The sequence below is a fragment of the Plantactinospora sp. CA-290183 genome (assembly GCF_050936375.1).
Taxonomy (GTDB): domain Bacteria; phylum Actinomycetota; class Actinomycetes; order Mycobacteriales; family Micromonosporaceae; genus Plantactinospora.
In genome coordinates this window covers 182347-199037 of the sequence record NZ_JBNJMX010000007.1, presented here as the reverse complement: position 1 = coordinate 199037, position 16691 = coordinate 182347, and the positions used below count along the sequence as shown (strand labels likewise).

15 protein-coding genes and 2 pseudogenes are annotated in these 16691 nt (G+C 72.0%); 10 read left to right on the top strand and 7 right to left on the bottom strand.

Features of this window, described 5'->3' with window-relative positions; genetic code table 11:
- Nucleotide 1 precedes the first annotated feature (1 nt).
- The 5 genes from ACQEUR_RS15490 to ACQEUR_RS15470 all read right to left on the bottom strand — a co-directional run bounded on the left by ACQEUR_RS15490 (nt 2) and on the right by ACQEUR_RS15470 (nt 6020).
- The gene (locus ACQEUR_RS15490; RefSeq protein ID WP_433030874.1) at nt 2-1168 is read right to left on the bottom strand and encodes a M24 family metallopeptidase; all 1167 of its coding nucleotides are present in this window, start codon (nt 1166-1168) and stop codon (nt 2-4) included.
- A 7-nt stretch (nt 1169-1175) separates the two neighbouring features.
- Complete coding sequence (locus ACQEUR_RS15485; protein WP_433030872.1) at nt 1176-2090, bottom strand: ABC transporter permease; 915 nt, start codon at nt 2088-2090, stop codon at nt 1176-1178.
- The gene (locus tag ACQEUR_RS15480; protein WP_433030869.1) at nt 2087-3052 is read right to left on the bottom strand and encodes an ABC transporter permease; all 966 of its coding nucleotides are present in this window, start codon (nt 3050-3052) and stop codon (nt 2087-2089) included. Before ACQEUR_RS15480 ends, ACQEUR_RS15485 begins: the two co-directional genes overlap by 4 nt.
- Before the next feature lie 134 nt (nt 3053-3186).
- On the bottom strand, nt 3187-4812 hold the full coding sequence (locus ACQEUR_RS15475) for an ABC transporter substrate-binding protein (RefSeq protein WP_433030866.1): 1626 nt from the start codon (nt 4810-4812) through the stop codon (nt 3187-3189).
- Nucleotides 4812-6020: a dipeptidase gene (locus ACQEUR_RS15470; protein ID WP_433030864.1), complete on the bottom strand. Its 1209-nt coding sequence runs from the start codon at nt 6018-6020 to the stop codon at nt 4812-4814. Before ACQEUR_RS15470 ends, ACQEUR_RS15475 begins: the two co-directional genes overlap by 1 nt.
- 215 nt (nt 6021-6235) lie before the next feature.
- Between ACQEUR_RS15470 and ACQEUR_RS15465 the strand changes: the two genes are divergently transcribed.
- The 9 genes and pseudogenes from ACQEUR_RS15465 to ACQEUR_RS15425 all read left to right on the top strand — a co-directional run bounded on the left by ACQEUR_RS15465 (nt 6236) and on the right by ACQEUR_RS15425 (nt 13811).
- Nucleotides 6236-7285 carry an ABC transporter ATP-binding protein gene (locus ACQEUR_RS15465; RefSeq protein ID WP_433030862.1) on the top strand — a complete coding sequence of 350 codons (1050 nt, stop codon included), beginning with the start codon at nt 6236-6238 and terminating at the stop codon, nt 7283-7285.
- Entirely contained in the window at nt 7272-8495 is a 1224-nt protein-coding gene (locus ACQEUR_RS15460) for an oligopeptide/dipeptide ABC transporter ATP-binding protein (RefSeq protein WP_433030859.1), read from the top strand. The genes ACQEUR_RS15465 and ACQEUR_RS15460 overlap by 14 nt, the downstream gene beginning before the upstream one ends.
- 192 nt (nt 8496-8687) lie before the next feature.
- A complete protein-coding gene (rsmA, locus tag ACQEUR_RS15455) occupies nt 8688-9560 on the top strand; it encodes a 16S rRNA (adenine(1518)-N(6)/adenine(1519)-N(6))-dimethyltransferase RsmA (RefSeq protein ID WP_433030856.1) in 873 nt (290 codons plus the stop codon).
- 32 nt (nt 9561-9592) lie between these two features.
- Nucleotides 9593-9727, top strand: coding sequence for a hypothetical protein (locus ACQEUR_RS15450; protein WP_433030853.1), 135 nt, complete (start codon nt 9593-9595; stop codon nt 9725-9727).
- The gene (locus ACQEUR_RS15445; RefSeq protein ID WP_433030850.1) at nt 9724-10689 is read left to right on the top strand and encodes a 4-(cytidine 5'-diphospho)-2-C-methyl-D-erythritol kinase; all 966 of its coding nucleotides are present in this window, start codon (nt 9724-9726) and stop codon (nt 10687-10689) included. Before ACQEUR_RS15450 ends, ACQEUR_RS15445 begins: the two co-directional genes overlap by 4 nt.
- A 37-nt stretch (nt 10690-10726) precedes the next feature.
- A pseudogene (locus ACQEUR_RS15440) lies at nt 10727-12226 on the top strand (ABC-F family ATP-binding cassette domain-containing protein); the annotation flags it as partial.
- Nucleotides 12227-12373: 147 nt separating this feature from the next.
- Nucleotides 12374-12583: pseudogene (locus tag ACQEUR_RS15435) on the top strand (ABC transporter ATP-binding protein); the annotation flags it as partial.
- A gap of 197 nt (nt 12584-12780) precedes the next feature.
- Entirely contained in the window at nt 12781-13236 is a 456-nt protein-coding gene (locus ACQEUR_RS15430; protein WP_433030847.1) for a DUF4383 domain-containing protein, read from the top strand.
- Nucleotides 13237-13337: 101 nt separating this feature from the next.
- On the top strand, nt 13338-13811 hold the full coding sequence (locus ACQEUR_RS15425) for a DUF4383 domain-containing protein (RefSeq protein WP_433030844.1): 474 nt from the start codon (nt 13338-13340) through the stop codon (nt 13809-13811).
- Nucleotides 13812-13871: 60 nt separating this feature from the next.
- On the opposite strand, the gene ACQEUR_RS15420 is transcribed toward ACQEUR_RS15425, so the two are convergent.
- Nucleotides 13872-14567: a TetR family transcriptional regulator gene (locus ACQEUR_RS15420; RefSeq protein ID WP_433031046.1), complete on the bottom strand. Its 696-nt coding sequence runs from the start codon at nt 14565-14567 to the stop codon at nt 13872-13874.
- Between the two features lie 123 nt (nt 14568-14690).
- Nucleotides 14691-15665, bottom strand: a complete 975-nt coding sequence (locus tag ACQEUR_RS15415; RefSeq protein WP_433030842.1) for an acyl-CoA desaturase — start codon at nt 15663-15665, stop codon at nt 14691-14693.
- Between the two features lie 148 nt (nt 15666-15813).
- Here ACQEUR_RS15415 and ACQEUR_RS15410 point away from each other — a divergent pair, with 148 nt between their 5' ends.
- Nucleotides 15814-16686 (top strand): helix-turn-helix domain-containing protein, encoded by an 873-nt coding sequence (locus tag ACQEUR_RS15410; RefSeq protein WP_433030839.1) that lies wholly within the window; start codon nt 15814-15816, stop codon nt 16684-16686.
- Nucleotides 16687-16691: the final 5 nt, after the last annotated feature.

Genomic DNA, 16691 nt, shown 5'->3' with positions numbered 1-16691 from the left:
GTCATGCTCCGATCACGATGTCGGTCAGGTCTCGGGGATAGCCGGTGAGCCGGCGCGGCCCGTCGTCGGTCACCAGCACGGTGTCCGAGATCCGGTAGCCGGCGTGGCCCGGTACGTAGACGCCGGGCTCGCTGGAGAGCAGCATCCCGGGCGCCAGTTCGGTGTCGTCCCCGTCGGCCACCCACGGCGGCTCGTGGAAGCCCAGGCCGATCCCGTGGCCCTGCCGGTGCCGCAGGAACTCGCCCAGCCCGGCCCGGCGGATCACGTCCAGGCAGGCCCGGTTGGCGTCCACGCAGCGGGTACCCGGGCGCAGCGCCTCGGTGCCCACCTGCTGCGCCTCCCGGACCACCTCGTAGTAGCGGCGCTGCTCGGCGGTCGGCTCACCCAGCAGGAAGGTCCGCTCGCTCTCCACGAACCGGCCACCCACGGCACAGCCGAGCGAGAGCATGAACGGCTCGCCCCGACGCAGCCGGTCCCCGCCGGGCAGCCGGTGCGGCTGGGCCGAGTTCGCCCCGCCGTAGACCAGGCCGCCGGTCAGCATCGGCACCACCACGACGTCGTCGTGCTCGGCGTACATCTTCGCCGCGCCGTACCGGGTGACGTGGCCGGCCAGCTCCGTCTCGGTCGGCAGTTCGCCGCCGCCGGACACCGCCGCCGCGACCAGCCGGGCGCCCTCGGCCAGCATCGCGTCCGCGATCCGGGCCGCCTCGGTGTGCAGGGCGATCTCCTCCGGCGTCTTGCGCAACCGCAGCCCGCCGACGAGGCCGCTGGCGACCCACTCGGTGCCGGGGAACGCCGCCGCGAGCCCGGCGACCCGGCCGACCGAGGTGGACGGCGGGTAACCGGCCCGGGCCGGGGCGGCCGGCACCGCGTCCCGGAGCACCGCGAACGGGCTCCGCTCACCCGGGAACTCCGGATAGACCACCAGCTCGGCGGCGGCCCGCTGGTCGGCCGCGTACTCCCGCTCCAGGTCGGGGACCAGCAGCAGCACGGCGCCGTCACGCGGCAGGTAGGCAGCCACCGGCCGCTCGTTCGGAAAGTGCGAGAAACCCGTCAGGTACGCCACGTCGAGCGGGTCGTCCAGCAGCAGGGCGTCCAGCCCGACCCGGTCCAGTTCGGCGCGGACCCGCGTCTGGAGGGCGACAAAGAAGGACGGCGGCAGTCGCACCGCGAGATCACCTCGTCCGGGGGTTGCGGGCGTCGTTGTACGCCACGGCGAGCAGGGTCGTGGCCACCACCAGCAGCAGGATGGCCAGCGAGGGGAAGAGCGTGGTCCACCAGGCGGTGGCGAGCGACCCGGAACGCTGCGCCTGGTGCAGGATCGTCCCCCACGACCAGCTGTTCGGGTCGCCCAGACCGAGGAACGACAGCCCCGCCTCGGAGAGCACCGCCCGGGAGGTGGTCAGCACCACCGAGACCGCGACCACCGGCGCGACGCCCGGCAGCACGTGCTTGCGGATGATCCAGAGATGCGAACCGCCGATCACGTGCGCCGCCGAGACGTACGGCATCGGCACCACGGCGAGCCCCTGCGAGCGGACCACCCGGGCCACCTCGGGCCAGCTGAAGACCGCGATCACCACCACCAGGGTCGGCACGCTCGGCCCGGCCAGCGCGGCGACCAGGATCATCAGCGGCAGCACCGGCAGCGACAGCGAGACGTCCACGATGATGCCGAGCACCAGGTCGGCCGGGCGGAAGTAGGCGGCGGCGATCCCGACCACCACGCCGATCACGATCGCCAGCAGGCTGGCCGCCAGACCCACCACGATGCTGACCCGGGTGCCCCAGACCACCTGGGCGAAGACGTCCCGGCCCAGGTCGTCGGTGCCGAACCAGTGCGCACCGGTCGGCCCGGCGAGCACGTCCTCGCCGTACCCGGTGGGGTAGTCGGCGATCAGCGGCGCGGCGAGCGCGACCAGGCCGAGCAGCACCAGCACGACGGCGCTGCCCATGCCGAGCGGGTTGCGCCGGAACGCCTGCCAGGTCTGCCGGCCCACGGACTCGGACGGCGGCAGCCCACCGGCGGCCCCGGCGGCGGCCGGCGGCGGCGGATCGCCGGCCGGCGGGAGCACAGCTTCGGTCGTCATGAGGTACGCACCCTCGGATCGAGCAGCCCGTAGGCCAGGTCGGTCAGCAGGTTGGCGACGATGACCGCGAAGGCCAGCATCAGAAAGGCGCCCTGGAGCACCGGGAAGTCGAGCTGCCCGACCGCCTCGAAGATGGCCCGCCCCACGCCCGGGTAGGCGTAGATCGACTCGGTGAGCACCGCCCCGCCGACCAGGAAGCCGAGCTGGAGCCCGACCAGCGTGGTGGTCGGGAGCAGCGCGTTGCGCAGCGCGTGCCGCCAGACCACCTTCCGGTTCGGCAGGCCCTTGGCCCTGGCCAGCGTGCAGTAGTCCTCGCCAAGCGCGTCGATCAGCGTGCTGCGCAGGGTCAGTACGTACGAGCCGAGCTGCACCAGCACCAGCGAGAGGCAGGGCAGCACCAGGTGCGTCGCGATGCTGGCGTACGCCGCCAGGCCGTAGACATCGTCGTCCATCGCGCCGCCGATCGGCAGGATGCCGAACTGCACCCCGAAGACGTAGAGCAGCAGTACGCCGACGCTCGGGATGAAGAGCGACTGGCCGGTGATCCCGCCGACCTGGATCAGCCGGTCCAGAGCCCCCCGGGCCCGGGTGGCGGCGACCACCCCGAGCGGGATGCCGAGCACGACGGTGACCGCGAGGGCGGTACCGGCCAGCAGCAGGGTCCAGGGCAGCCGCTCCAGCAGGATGTCGAGGACCGGCTGGTTCTGCCGGAACGACACCCCGAGGTTGCCCTGCACGAGCTGGGTCAGGTACTCCCAGTACTGCACGGCGAGCGGCCGGTCCAGGCCGTAGTCGTGCAGCAGTTCGGCACGCAGTTCCGCGGTCATCCCGGGATCGGCGACCGCCAGCGCCGGATCGCCGGGCAGGAGGCGGAGCAGGAAGAACGTCACGGTCACCGCGAACCACATGGTCAGTACGCCGCGGAGCAGGCGGTGGACGACGAACCGGGCGCCAGCGGGCATGTCCTCTCCTTCCAGGACTTGAGGGGTAAGGAAGGGCCCCTTGTTATCGGATTTTGTAGAGGAAGGGGCCCTTCCTAACCGGCTCCGCCGGGCGGCGGGTGCGGCGCCGCCCGGCGGAGGCTTCCGTTCCCGGCTCAGCCGGCCGTGGCCTGGGCCAGCGAGACGGGGTTGACGATGGAGAGCAGCTCGCTCGGCTGGACCTGGAAGCCGGACCACTTCGCCGAGTGCGCGATGGTGAACTCCTCGACGTAGAGCACGTTGTCGTACACCTTGTCGGAGATGATCTTCGCAGCCTGCTGGATCGGGCCCTTCTGGCCGGCCTGGTCCAGCTTCGACCGCGACTCGTCGATCAGCCGGTCCAGCTCCGGGTCGCAGGCGTTCGCGTAGTTGATGAAGCCCTTGCACTTGAACGCCAGGGTCAGGTTGGCCGGCGGGTTCTCCATGATCGCCCAGGAGCCGGCGTAGATGTCGTAGTCCCGGGCGGTGTACTTCTCCACGTACGTGTTGCGCTCCAGGCCCTCCAGCTTGATCTCGATCCCGGCCTCCTTGGCGGAGTCCCGGACCAGCTGCGCCCACTTGGAGATGTTCGGGTCGGCCTGGTCGTAGATCATGCGCAGGCTCAGCCCGTCGAAGAGGCCGTCCCCGTTGCCGTCCTTGAGGCCGGCCCCGGTGAGCAGCTGCTTCGCCTTCGCCGGGTCGTGGGTGTACTCCTTGGCGGACGGGTCCTGCCACTGCTTCAGCGTCGGGGTCAGCACCGAGGAGTTCGAGGAGACCGCCTTGCCCTGCAACGCCACCCGCCGGATCGCCTCGTAGTCGACGGCGGCGGCCAGCGCCTGCCGTACCTCCAGCCGGTCCAGCGGCTTGCGGGCGGTGTTGTACTGCATGTGCGCCCAGCCCAGCGACGGCACCGTCACCAGCTTGAGCTTGCTGTCGCCCTCCAGCGTCTTGGCCAGCGCCGGCGGCAGTACGTTCGCGATCAGGTCGATGTCGCCGTTGCGCAGGGCCAGCGCCTCGGTGTTCACGTCCGGGAAGACCCGGAACACGACCTCCTTGGTCTTGGGTCCCCCCTCGACGAGCGGGAAGTTCTCCACCCGCTGCATCACGTACCGCTGGCCGCGCTCCACCGTGGTCAGCCTGTACGGCCCGGCCGACACCCAGTCTTTGTCGTTGGCGAACTTCTGCACGCTGCCGACCTTGCTGAAGACGTGCTCCGGCACGACCGGCATCCAGAAGCCGACGTTCTCCAGGAACGTGCCGTCCGGCTGGGAGAGCTGGAACTCCAGCTCCGTCGGGGAGAGCACGGTGGTCTTCTGGTACGCCGGGATCAGCCCGGCCACCACCCCGATCTTCTCCTTGGCGACCGCCTCGATGGTGAACGCCACGTCCTCGGCGGTCACCTTCTCCCCGTCGCTCCAGGTGAAGTCGTCCCGCAGGGTGACCTTCGCCTTCCGGCCACCGTCGGTGTACTCCCACTTGCTGGCCAGGTACGGCGTCCGCACCCCGTCCAGTCCCATGCCCATCAGGCGCGGGTACATCAGGTTCGTCACCCAGGTGTCGGTACGGCTGTTGCCGACCAGCGGGTTGTAGTTGAGCACGTCGGCGGTGGTGCCGATGGTGATCCGGTCCGCGGAGTCACCGCCGCCACCGGCCTGGCTGTCGGGGTTGCTGGGCGAGCAGGCGGTTGCCGCCAGCCCGATCGAGAGCGTGCCCACCGCGACGGCGAGGGTACGCCGGAGTGGACCGCGTCGGAACAGTGCCATCAGTGCCAGACCTCCTCAAGGACGCGCAGAATGTTGCCCCCCAGGACCTTGCCGATCTCGTCGTCCGAGTAGTCGTGGCCGACCAGCCAGGAGACGATGTTCCAGTAGCACTCGGCCGGGTTCTCCAGCCCGTCGACGTACGGCACCCGGGGGTGGTCGACGTGCCCGTGCGCCTCGGCGATGGAGAGGTGGGCGGCGAACGTGTCGTGCAGGCCGACGTGGTCGCCGAAGAGGGTGTCCGGCCCGAACGCGACGTGGTCGATGCCGACCAGTTCCACGCAGTGGACGAAGTGGTCCATCACCGACTCGATGCTGTGCCGGGGGTGCGCCGGCGACAGGGTGGTGTGCGGTGCCGCCTCCAGCCCGAGCACCCCGCCGCGCTCGGCGCAGGCCCGGATCACCTCGTCGGGCTTCATCCGGTTGGTCGGCCAGACCGTGCGGGACCCGGCGTGGGTGATGAAGATCGGCTTGGTGGAGTGCGCGATGACGTCCAACGAGGTGCGGTCGCCGGAGTGTGACACGTCGATGGCGACGCCGAGCTTGTTCATCCGGCGTACGGCCTTCTCGCCGAAGTAGGTCAGCCCGCCGTCGCCGCGCTCCTTCAGCCCGCTGCCCAGGGTGTTCGCCTCGCTGTAGGCGATGCCCATCTGCCGGACGCCGAAGCCGTAGAGCATGTCGATCCGGTCCAGCTCGTTCTCGATCATCGTGGCCGCCTCGGTGGCCAGCACCAGGCCCATCCGCCCGGTCTGGTGGGCGTGGTGGATGTCGGCCAGCCGCTCGACCCGGATCAGGTAGTCCTGGTGGGCCAGGTCCGACAGCCGCATGCCGAGGTCGGCGATCACGTCGGTCCACTTCCAGCCCATCTGGCTGGTCACGCAGCAGGTGCCGTCCATCATGTTGTCGAAGACGGCGGTCATCCCGGAGCGGGCCAGCCCGGCGTACCCGGTGTGGTGCCGCGCCGTGCGGTTGTAGTCGACGGTCTGGCTGATGTCGTCGGGGAAGACCGAGGGGTGGTCGTGCAGCGAGATGACCACGTTGTCGGTGAGCAGCCGGCGGACCCGTTCCCGCTGGGTGTCCGACAGCGAGCTTCCCTGGTACGCGGGGACCCGGCCGAGTTCCGGGGCGAGTGCGAACTCCCGGTAGTCGGTTCCTGCCTCCAGGTAGCTGTAGGACGTGTAGCCGGTGTATGCGGTGGCGGGGTCGAGCACGCCGGTTCCTCCTTCGGTCGGCCCACCGATCGGCGTCCGCGCGGTGGTTTTCGGCGCCGCGGTCGGCTGTCGGTGTGGATTGTCGGCGATGTGGGAGCAGAGATTGCCAGGATCAGGCGCCACGTGTCAACATGAGGACCGTCTCCGGCGTGAATCACGGAATGCATGCGAGAAATCGTTACGACGGGAACCGTCACGGAAATTCGGGAGCTGTAGTGATTAGTGGGGCGGGGCTCAGCGGTCCGGCCGAGGTGCGGCGGTCGCCGGACGGCGACCTGCCGGCGGCGCTGCGCATCCGGCACCTCGACGTCACGTTCACCAACCGGCGCGGGGAGATCCCGGCGGTGCGCGGACTCGACCTCGACATCGCCGCCGGCGAGGTGCTGGCGCTGCTCGGCGAGTCCGGCTCCGGCAAGTCGGTCACCGCCCGCGCCGTGATGGGCCTGCTCGACCATCCCGGCGTACGGGTCCGCGCCGACGAGGTGCGGGTCGCCGGTACCGACCTCAACGGCCTGCACCCGGACCGGATCCGGGCCCTGCGCGGCGAGACCATGGCGCTGGTCTTCCAGGACGCGCTCTCGGCGCTCAACCCGGTGCTCTCGATCGGTGACCAGCTCGGCGAGGTGTTCCGGATCCACCGCGGGCTGTCCCGCCGGGCCGCCCGGGCCGAGGCCGCCGAACTCCTCCGGCTGGTCGGCATCCCGGCCCCCGACCGCCGGGTACGCGACTACCCGCACCAGTTCTCCGGCGGCATGCGGCAGCGGATCCTGATCGCGATGGCGGTCGCGCTCGGCCCCCGGCTGCTCATCGCCGACGAGCCCACCACCGCGCTCGACGTCACGGTGCAGGCGCAGATCCTCGAACTCGTCGACCGGCTGCGCGCAGAACTCGGGATGGGCGTCCTGCTGATCACCCACGACCTCGGGGTGGCCGCCGAGATCGCCGACCGGGTCGCCGTCATGTACGCCGGCCGGATCGTCGAGACCGGCACGGTGACCGAGGTGCTGGACGGTCCGGCGCACCCGTACACGGCGGCGCTGCTGCGCTCCGTACCCGACCTGGAGCAGCCGGGCGACCTGCTGCGCCCCATCCCGGGCAGCCCGCCCAACCTGCTCGCCCTGCCGACCGGCTGCGCCTTCCACCCGCGCTGCGACCGGGCGACGCAGCGGTGCCCGGCGGACCGTCCGGAGCGCCGGCCGCTCGCCGCCCCCGGCCGGAGCGCCGCCTGCCACTACGCCGAGGAGACCGTCGATGCCGCCGTCTGACCGCCCGGCCGGGCCCGACCCGACGACCGGTCCCGGTACGGCGGGGGGTCATGGCGCGGGCCTGCCGACCGCGCTGTCCGCCTCCGCCGGCCCGTTCACCGCCGGCCCGCTGACCGCCGGTGCACCCACCGCCGCTCCACGCGACGGCGGTGAACCCGACGGCGGTGCACGCGACGCCGGTCCACGCGATGCCGGTGCCTCGACCCCGGGTGAGCCGCTGCTCGTCGCCACCGAGGTCCGCAAGTGGTACCGGGCCGGAGGGAGCCTCGGCGGCCGGTCCCGGGTGCACGCGGTGGACGGGGTGGATCTCACCGTCTCGGCGGGTGAGACCCTCGGGGTGGTCGGTGAGTCCGGCTGTGGCAAGTCCACCCTGGCCCGGTTGCTGGTCGGCCTGGAGCGCCCCGACGCCGGCCGGGTGCGCTACGCCGGACTCGACGTCGGCGCGGCCCGGGGCGGTCACCGCCGCGAGCTGCGCCGGGCCGTACAGATGGTCTTCCAGGATCCGGTCACCTCGCTCAACCCGCGGATGCCGATCCTGGACGTGATCGCCGAACCGCTGGACGTGCACCGGCTGGTCCGGGGTGCCGCCGCCCGGCGCGACCGGGTGGCCGAGCTGCTGGAGATGGTCGGGTTGGCGCCCGACATGATGCGGCGGTTCCCGCACGAGTTCTCCGGCGGACAGCGCCAGCGGATCGGCATCGCCCGCGCGCTGGCCACCGAGCCCCGGGTGGTGGTCTGCGACGAACCGGTCTCCGCGCTCGACGTCTCGGTGCAGGCCCAGGTGGTGAACCTCCTCGCCGAGCTGCAACGGCGACTGGGGATCGCGCTGGTCTTCATCGCGCACGACCTGGGCGTGGTCCGGCACGTCTCGCACCGGGTCGCGGTGATGTACCTGGGCCGGCTGGCCGAGCTTGGACCGGCCGCCACGGTCTACCAGGACCCGGCCCACCCCTACACCCGGGCGCTGCTGGGTTCGGTACCGGTCCGGCATCCGCGCGAACGGGGCCGGCAGCGGATCGTGCTGGCCGGCGACCCGCCCAGCCCGGTCGACCCGCCGTCGGGCTGCCGGTTCCACACCCGCTGCCCGATCGCCCAGGACATCTGCCACCGGGAACAGCCGGAACTGCTCGTCGCGGCCGGCGAGGAACCGGTGGCCGGTGACGGCACGGCACGCGTCGCCGCCTGCCACTTCGCCGGCACGCCGGCCTGACCCTGCACGTCGGCCCGCCGGCCTGACCCGGCACACCGGCCGGCCGGCCTGATCCGGCCCGCCTGTCTGACCCGGCACGTCGGCCGGTCCGGGCGTCTTTACCGACCCCGGCACGGCCGGCCGGTCCGGCGCGCCGCCGGAAACCGGAGCGCGGTCCGTGGGCCGAGGGGCCGGCCCGTACCCTGTTTCGACATGGCCGCAGACCTGCTCGGCCCGGCGGAGATCCGGGACCTCGCCGCCCGGCTGGGCGTGGCGCCGACGAAGAGGCTCGGCCAGAATTTCGTGCACGATCCCAACACGGTGCGGCGGATCGTGACCGCCGCCGGGCTGACCCCGGACGACGTGGCGCTGGAGGTCGGCCCGGGGCTCGGTTCGCTGACCCTCGGGCTGCTGCCGGTGGCCGCGCACGTACACGCGGTGGAGATCGACCCGGTGCTGGCCGGCGCCCTGCCCGGGACCGTGGCCCGGCACGCCGGGGCGACCGCCGACCGGCTCACCGTGCACCGCGCCGACGCGCTGCGGATCACCGCCGCCGAGCTGGGCGGGCCGGCCCCGACCGCGCTGGTGGCCAACCTGCCCTACAACGTCGCGGTACCGGTGGTGCTGCACCTGCTCGCCGAGCTGCCCGAGCTGCGGCACGGCCTGGTGATGGTGCAGAAGGAGGTCGCCGACCGGCTGGTCGCCGGCCCCGGCTCGAAGACCTACGGCATCCCTTCGGTCAAGCTCGCCTGGTACGCGGCGGCGCGCGGCGCCGGGCGGGTACCGCCGAACGTCTTCTGGCCGGTGCCGAACGTCGACTCCGGGCTGGTCGCCTTCTCCCGGCGGGAGCCGCCGCGCGCCGACGTACCCCGGGAACGGGTCTTCGCGGTGGTCGACGCGGCGTTCGCGCAGCGTCGCAAGACGCTGCGCGCCGCCCTGGCCGGCTGGGCCGGCGGCGCGGACCGGGCCGGGGCGGCGCTCGCCGCGGCCGGGGTCGACCCCGGTGCCCGGGGCGAGTCGCTGACCGTCGCCCAGTTCGCCGCGATCGCCGCGTCGGCCCCGGTCGCCGTACGGGCCGCCGAGTAGGCTGACGGCGTGTGCGGCAGGAGGTGTCAGACGTGACGGCGCAGCCCGTGGGCCCGGGAAACCGGCGGCCCTGGTCGCCCGACCCGGTACGGCAGCGGTCCGCCGGGGAGCTCGTGCTGGCGAAGCCGTTCGAGATCCGGCTGCGGGTCCGGGACGTCGCCCCGTGACCGAGGCGTGGGGCCCGGGCGGCGAGGACGACCGTCCGCGGCGGGGACTGCCCGGCCCGGTGCGGGTACGCGTCCCGGCGAAGGTCAACCTCCACCTCGGGGTCGGGCCGCTGCGCGAGGACGGCTACCACGAGCTGAACACCGTCTACCAGGCGATCTCGATCTACGACGAGCTGACCGCCCGGCGCGGTGACACCCTCACCCTGACCATGGAGGGGGAGGGCGCCGGCGAACTCGCCCTGGACGAGTCCAACCTCGCCATCCGGGCGGCCCGGGCGCTCGCCGCGTACACCGGCCGGCCGGCCCACGCCCGGCTGCACCTGCGCAAGCAGATCCCGCTGGCCGGCGGCCTGGCCGGCGGCAGCGCCGACGCGGCCGCCGCGCTGGTGGCCTGCGACGCCCTCTGGGGTACGGACCTGTCCCGCGACGAGCTGGCCGTGATCGCCGCCCGGCTCGGCTCCGACGTCCCGTTCCTGGTCTACGGCGGTACCGCGCTGGGCACCGGCCACGGCGAGACGATCAGCCCGATCCTGGCCCGCCCCACCACCTGGCACTGGGTGGTGGCGGTCGCCGACGAGGGCCTCTCCACCCCGGCCGCCTATGCCGAACTCGACCGGCTGCGCGCCGAGTACGCCGCGCCGCCGCCGCTGCGCAACGCGGACGCGCTGCTCGCCGCGCTGCGTGGCCGGGATCCGGCGCGGCTCGGTCGGGCGCTCGGCAACGACCTGCAGGCGGCGGCGCTGGCGTTGCGCCCCGCGCTGGCGACCACGCTCAAGGCCGGCGAGGCGGCCGGTGCGCTCGCCGGCATCGTCTCCGGCTCGGGGCCGACCTGCGTCTTCCTCGCCCCGGACGCGGCGGAGGCGGAGCGGATCGCCGCCGAGCTGGAGACGGCCGGGGTGTGCCGGGCGGCCCGTACCGCGCACGGCCCGGTGCCCGGTGCCCGGATCGGGGCGGGAGCCTGACGACAACCGGGTCCCGGCACGTGACTACCGTCTGAGCATGGCCAATATCGTCAACCTGGACCGGGTCTCCAAGGGCTACGGCGCGGCGGGGCAACTGCTCACCGACGTCTCCCTGGGTCTCGACGACCTCGACCGGATCGGGGTGGTCGGGCTCAACGGTGCCGGCAAGTCGACCCTGCTGCGACTGTTGACGAAGCTGGAGGAGCCGGACAGCGGCCGGGTCACCCACCGCCGCGACCTGCGGGTGGCCTGGTTGCCGCAGAATCTGACCCTCGACCCCGGGGCGAGCGTCCGGGACGTGGTGCTCGGTACCGCCTGGCTCGACGAGGGCTTCGGCGCCGAGCACGAATGGGCGGGCGACGCCGGCGTGCGGGCGATCCTCGACGGCCTCGGCATGCCGTATCTCGGGTTGGACCAGCCGGTCGGGCCGATGTCCGGTGGCGAGCGGCGCAGGGTGGCCCTGGCCGCCCTGCTGGTGCGTACCGCCGATCTGATCGTGCTGGACGAGCCGACGAACCACCTGGACGTGGCCGGGGTGGACTGGTTGGCCCGGCACCTGGTCGGCAAGCGGGGCGCGCTGGTGGTGGTCACCCACGACCGGTGGTTCCTGGACGCCGTCTGCACCAGCACCTGGGAGGTCGCCGACCAGACGGTGCGGGCCTACGAGGGCGGGTTCGCCGCCTGGACGCTGGCCCGGGCCGAGCGGGAACGGGTGGCCGCCACCACGGAGGCCCGCCGGCAGAACCTGCTGCGCAAGGAGATCGCCTGGCTGCGGCGCGGCCCGCCGGCCCGTACCTCGAAGCCGCGGTTCCGGATCGAGGCGGCGAACGCGCTGATCGCGGACGTACCGCCGCCCCGGGACAGCCTGTCCCTGCAACGGCTGGCCACGTCCCGGCTCGGCAAGCAGGTGTACGACCTGGAGCAGGTCACCCTGCGGGCCGGCCCGAAGTTGATCCTCGACGACCTGACCTGGCAGGTCGGGCCGGGCGACCGGATCGCGATCGTCGGGGCGAACGGCGCCGGCAAGACCACCCTGCTCCGGCTGCTCGCCGGCACCCGGGAGGCGGAGGCGGGGCGGCTCAGGGTCGGCTCCACCGTCCGGGCCGCGTACCTCTCCCAGGAGCTCGCCGAGCTGCCGGGTGAGCTGCGGGTGCTGGAGGCGGTGGAGGAGGTGGCCCGGCGGGTGGTCTTCGGGGATCGGGAGATCACCGCGTCCCAGCTCGCCGAGATGTTCGGCTTCGACGACCGCCGGCTCTGGACCCCGGTCTCGGATCTCTCCGGGGGTGAGCGCCGTCGCCTGCAACTGCTCCGGTTGCTCGCCGCCGAGCCGAACGTGCTGCTCTTCGACGAGCCGACGAACGACCTGGACACCGACACGCTGGCCGCGCTGGAGGACCTGCTCGACTCCTGGCCCGGCACCCTGATAGTGGCCAGCCACGACCGGTACCTGATCGAACGGGTCACCGACGTGGTCTACGGCATGTACGGCGACGGCCGGCTGGTCCATCTCCCCGGCGGCGTCGAGGAGTACCTCTCCCACCCCCAAGATCGCCGTGATCAGGGAACGGTTCCGCGTGTCGCCGGCGTGTCGTCCGCTGGAGCCCTTGATCACCGCGATCATGCGGCTCGCGGAGGGGACGGCGGGAACGGTGGCGGTCAGGGTGGGCTCTCCGGGGGTGAGCTGCGGGCGGCGCGCAAGGAACTGGCCCGGCTGGAGCGGCAGGTGGGCAAGCTGGAGCAGCGGGAGGCCACGCTGCACGGCCAGCTCGCCGAACACGCCACCGACTACGGCAGGGTCGCCGAGCTGGACGGCCAGCTGCGCAGCGTACGGGCTGAGCGGGAACAGGTCGAGGAGGCCTGGCTGACGCTGGCCGAGCAGGTCTCCGACAGCTGAACCCCGTGGCGGCTCCGGCGGGTGCGGGGCGTGATCGGCGTGATCAGGGAGCGGTGCCGTCGACACGCCGACGACACGCGCGAACCGTTCCCTGATCACGGCGATCATGGGTGGGGTGGGGGTGTGCGGCGTCACGTCGATGCGGTGCGAGAGAATCGGCCGGACCCTCACTGGAACGGCGTTGGAGACTACCGATCATGGCCCACAATCCCGTGAACCATCCCGCGCGGCCGATCTACCGGACGATCGGCGGCCTGACCGGGCTCTACCTGCTGGCCTTCGGCGTGCTCGGCATCATCTCCCTCAGCGGCAGCGACTTCTTCGCCCAGGACGACACGATGGTGCTGGGCCAGGGCACCAACCTGGGCTACTCCGTGATCTCCGCGATCCTCGGCGCGATCGTCCTGGTCGCCACCGTCATCGGCCGCAACGTCGACGCGACGGTCAACAAGTTGTTCGGGTACGGCTTCATGGCGCTCGGCCTGGCCGCCCTCGCGACGCTGCGTACGGACGCCAACTACCTCAACTTCAGCATCACCACCACGATCGTCGTAATGATCATCGGGCTGGTGCTGCTGATGGCCGGCATGTACGGGCGGGTCGGCTCCGAGGACGAGGCCAAGGCCTTCCACGACGCCCGCCTGGTGCTCTGAGCGGACGGGGATCGCCACGCCGATCCCCGTTTGCCAGTCAGGCCTCCCCGTCCTGGGCGACAATCCGGTAGGAAGTCGCCCAACGGTACGAAGGGGAAGCCGTGGCACACATCCCGGTCAACCATCCGGCTCGCCCCGTGTACCGGGCGATCGCCGGACTCATCGGGCTGTACATCCTGGTCTTCGGGGTGCTCGGGCTGATCGAGACCGTCGGTGACCCGCTCTTCAACCGAGGTAGTCACTGGGTGCTCGGGCTGCGGACCAATCTCGCCTTCGCGCTGGTCTCCGTGGTCTTCGGTGCCGTCGTACTCTTCGGGGCGTTGCACCGCGGCAACCTCGGACACTTCATGAACCTCACCGCCGGGGTGGTCTTCCTGCTCACCGGCCTGGCGATGATGACCGTGCTGCAGACCGAGGCCAACATCCTCAACTTCTCGATGTCGACCGTCATCGTGTCGATGCTGTTCGGGCTGGCCTTCCTCGCCACCGGCCTGTACGACAAGGTCGGTCCACCGGAACACGCCGAGGCCGAGGCCGAGTACCCGGGCAGCTCGTCGGCCCGGCCCGGCCGCTGACACCGCCCGCGCCGACCACCCCGGAGGTGACGGCGGGGCTCCGTCGACGCCGGGCGACGGTCAGCGGGTACGGCGGGTGAGCAGCGTCGGCTTCGGCTCCAGGTGGGACAGGCCGTTCCAGGCGAGGTTGACCAGGTGCGCCGCGACGGTCTCCTTGCGGGGCTTGCGCACCTCCAGCCACCAGCGACCGCTCAGCGCCACCATCCCGACCAGCGACTGCGAGTAGAGTTCGGCGAGCTTCGGGTCGTAGCCCCGGCTCTTGAACTCCGCCCCCAGGATGTGCTCCACCCGGTGGGCGATGTCGTTCATGACGCTGCTGAAGGTGCCGGTCGCGGAGAGCATCGGAGATTCCCGGACCAGCACCCGGAACCCGTCGGTCTCCTCCTCGATGTAGTCGAGCAGGGCCAGCGCCGCCTGTTCCAGCAGCTCCCGGGGATGACCGGCGGTCAGCGCGGCGGCGACCCGGTCCAGCAGCGCGCGGACCTCCCGGTCCACCACCACCGCGTAGAGACCCTCTTTGCCGCCGAAGTGCTCGTAGACCACCGGTTTGGAGACCTTCGCACGGGACGCGACCTCCTCGATGGAGGTCGCGTCGAAGCCGCGTTCGGCGAAGATCTGCCGGCCGATGGCGATCAGTTGCTCGCGCCGTTGCGCGGCGGACATGCGTACCCGGGATCCGGGTTTGGCCGGCGGGGGCGTCGGGGGCGGAATCTGCCTGCGCCCGACGCCGCGGTTCGTGCTCGGGCTGTCCGTCATCACATCGCTATCCCGTTGCCGTCTGGCGGTGGTGGTCTGCCTGGTGGTGCCCTCGCTGGGCTCTGTCACCCGGCCATCCTGCCAGGCAGACCCCTCCGGCCGGGTGCCCGGCCACGACGTCGGTCACTGCGACGCGGTGGATTTGACCAGTTTGGCGGCGATCCGGTCGGGCTTCGGCCAGCGTACGTCGTAGGCCGCGCCGACCTTCTCGAACACCCAGATCGTCCGCGCCGTGATGTCGACCTGCCCGCGCAGCACGCCGTGGCGGGCGCAGGTCGGGTCGGCGTGGTGCAGGTTGTGCCAGCTCTCCCCAAAGGACAGGATCGCCAGCGGCCAGAAGTTCGAGGCCTTGTCGCCCTGGCGCACCTCGAACGGGCGCTCGCCGTAGACGTGGCAGACCGAGTTGATCGACCAGGTGATGTGGTGCAGCAGGGAGACCCGGACCAGACCGGCCCAGAAGAACGCGGTCAGCGCGCCCTGCCAGGACATGGTCACCAGGCCGCCGATGGCCGCCGGGCCGAGCAGCGAGATGGCCACCAGGACGGGGAAGAGCTGGGTCACCCGCCGGATGTCCTTGTCCGCCAGCAGGTCGGGGGCGAACCGCTCCCGGTTGGACAGCTCACGGTGGAACAGCCAGCCGACGTGGGCGTGGAACAGCCCCTTGGTCAGACCCCAGACGCTGTTGCCGAAGCGCCACGGCGAGTGCGGGTCGCCCTCCAGGTCGGAGAAGGCGTGGTGGCGGCGGTGGTCGGCGACCCACTGGGTGATGTCGCCCTGGACCGCGAAGGAGCCGGCGACCGCCAGGGCCACCCGCAGCCAGCGCTTGGCCTTGAAGGACCCGTGCGTGAAGTAGCGGTGGAAGCCGGCGGTGATGCCGACGCCGGCCACCACGTACCAGACACCGGCGATGGCGATGTCGGTCCAGCTCAACCAGCCGCCCCAGGCGACCGGGACGGCCGCCACCAGGGCCAGGAACGGGACCACCACGAAGGCCCAGAGGGCGACCAGGATGCCCTTGGACTGGACGCCCTCGGTGAGCGGCTTGGGCCCGGTCTTCGTACCGGCCGAGGCCGCGGTTTCGAGTAGGACGCTGGACATGGCACCTCGCAGAGCGTGAGGGGAAGGATTGGTAACTTACGCCTACGTTACCGTAACCTACGCTGCCGTAGTCTGCCATGGACGCGAACCTGAAAATTCGCTGGCAACGATGTCCACCATGTCGTACGGCCGTTCTAACCTGCTGTTCATGAACGACCCGCTCGCCGCCGAGGCGCGGCGGCTGCGCACCGTCGAGCAGCTCTCCGCGCGCGACATCCAGCGCCGCCTCGGCATCGGCAAGGACCGGTTGTACGCGTTGCTCCGGGACGTTCCCGCGCCCGCCTGGACGAAACGGCCGAATGCCAAGGACGGGCTCCGGGACCGGGCGGTCGAGCTGCGCGGCACCGGTCGCTCGGTTCCGGAGATAGCCACCGAGCTCGGGGTCGCCCGCTCCACCGCCTACCAGTGGCTGCGGCACCTGCCGCTCGACCAGGATCCGGAGGCCGGGGCGGTCCGCCGACGGGCACACTCCCGCCGGATGACGGAGGCGCGCTGGGCCGCCCACCGCGAGACCCGCGACGCCGCCCGGGCGGCGGAGCACGCCCGGGCCGCCGCCGGGATCAATCCGCTGGACGGGCGGGATCTGCTCATGCTCGGCGCGGTCATCTACTGGTGCGAGGGGACCAAGTCGAAGCCGTGGCGCCGGGACGACCGGGTGACCATCATCAACAGCGATGTCCGGTTGCTCCGGCTGTTCCTGCGTTTCCTGCGATCGTCCGGAGTGGGGCCGGACGTGCCGACCTACCGGGTGAGCATCCACGCCTCGGCCGACCCGGAGGCGGCGGCCGCCTGGTGGGCCCAGACCCTCGGCCTGCCGGCCGAGCGTTTCCGGCGCGCCACCCTGAAGCGCCACCGGCCCACGACTGTTCGGCGCAACACCGGGGACGACTACCACGGCTGTCTGATCATCCAGGTGCCACGCAGTCGGGAGCTCTACTGGCGGATCGAAGGGGTGATGGCCGCCCTGGACGACCTGGAATGTAACGGGGTGGGGCCCGCGGACGGCGAGGCGCTAGGCTAACCGCG

Excerpts from the sequence above, each read along its gene's own strand:
- ACQEUR_RS15485 (WP_433030872.1), bottom strand. The coding sequence starts at position 2,090 with ATGACGACCGAAGCTGTGCTCCCGCCGGCCGGCGATCCGCCGCCGCCG.
- ACQEUR_RS15430 (WP_433030847.1), top strand. The coding sequence starts at position 12,781 with ATGGCCCACAATCCCGTGAACCATCCCGCGCGGCCGATCTACCGGACG.
- ACQEUR_RS15420 (WP_433031046.1), bottom strand. The coding sequence starts at position 14,567 with ATGACGGACAGCCCGAGCACGAACCGCGGCGTCGGGCGCAGGCAGATT.
- ACQEUR_RS15475 (WP_433030866.1), bottom strand. The coding sequence starts at position 4,812 with ATGGCACTGTTCCGACGCGGTCCACTCCGGCGTACCCTCGCCGTCGCG.
- ACQEUR_RS15480 (WP_433030869.1), bottom strand. The coding sequence starts at position 3,052 with ATGCCCGCTGGCGCCCGGTTCGTCGTCCACCGCCTGCTCCGCGGCGTA.
- rsmA (WP_433030856.1), top strand. The coding sequence starts at position 8,688 with ATGGCCGCAGACCTGCTCGGCCCGGCGGAGATCCGGGACCTCGCCGCC.
- ACQEUR_RS15410 (WP_433030839.1), top strand. The coding sequence starts at position 15,814 with ATGAACGACCCGCTCGCCGCCGAGGCGCGGCGGCTGCGCACCGTCGAG.
- ACQEUR_RS15415 (WP_433030842.1), bottom strand. The coding sequence starts at position 15,665 with ATGTCCAGCGTCCTACTCGAAACCGCGGCCTCGGCCGGTACGAAGACC.
- ACQEUR_RS15460 (WP_433030859.1), top strand. The coding sequence starts at position 7,272 with ATGCCGCCGTCTGACCGCCCGGCCGGGCCCGACCCGACGACCGGTCCC.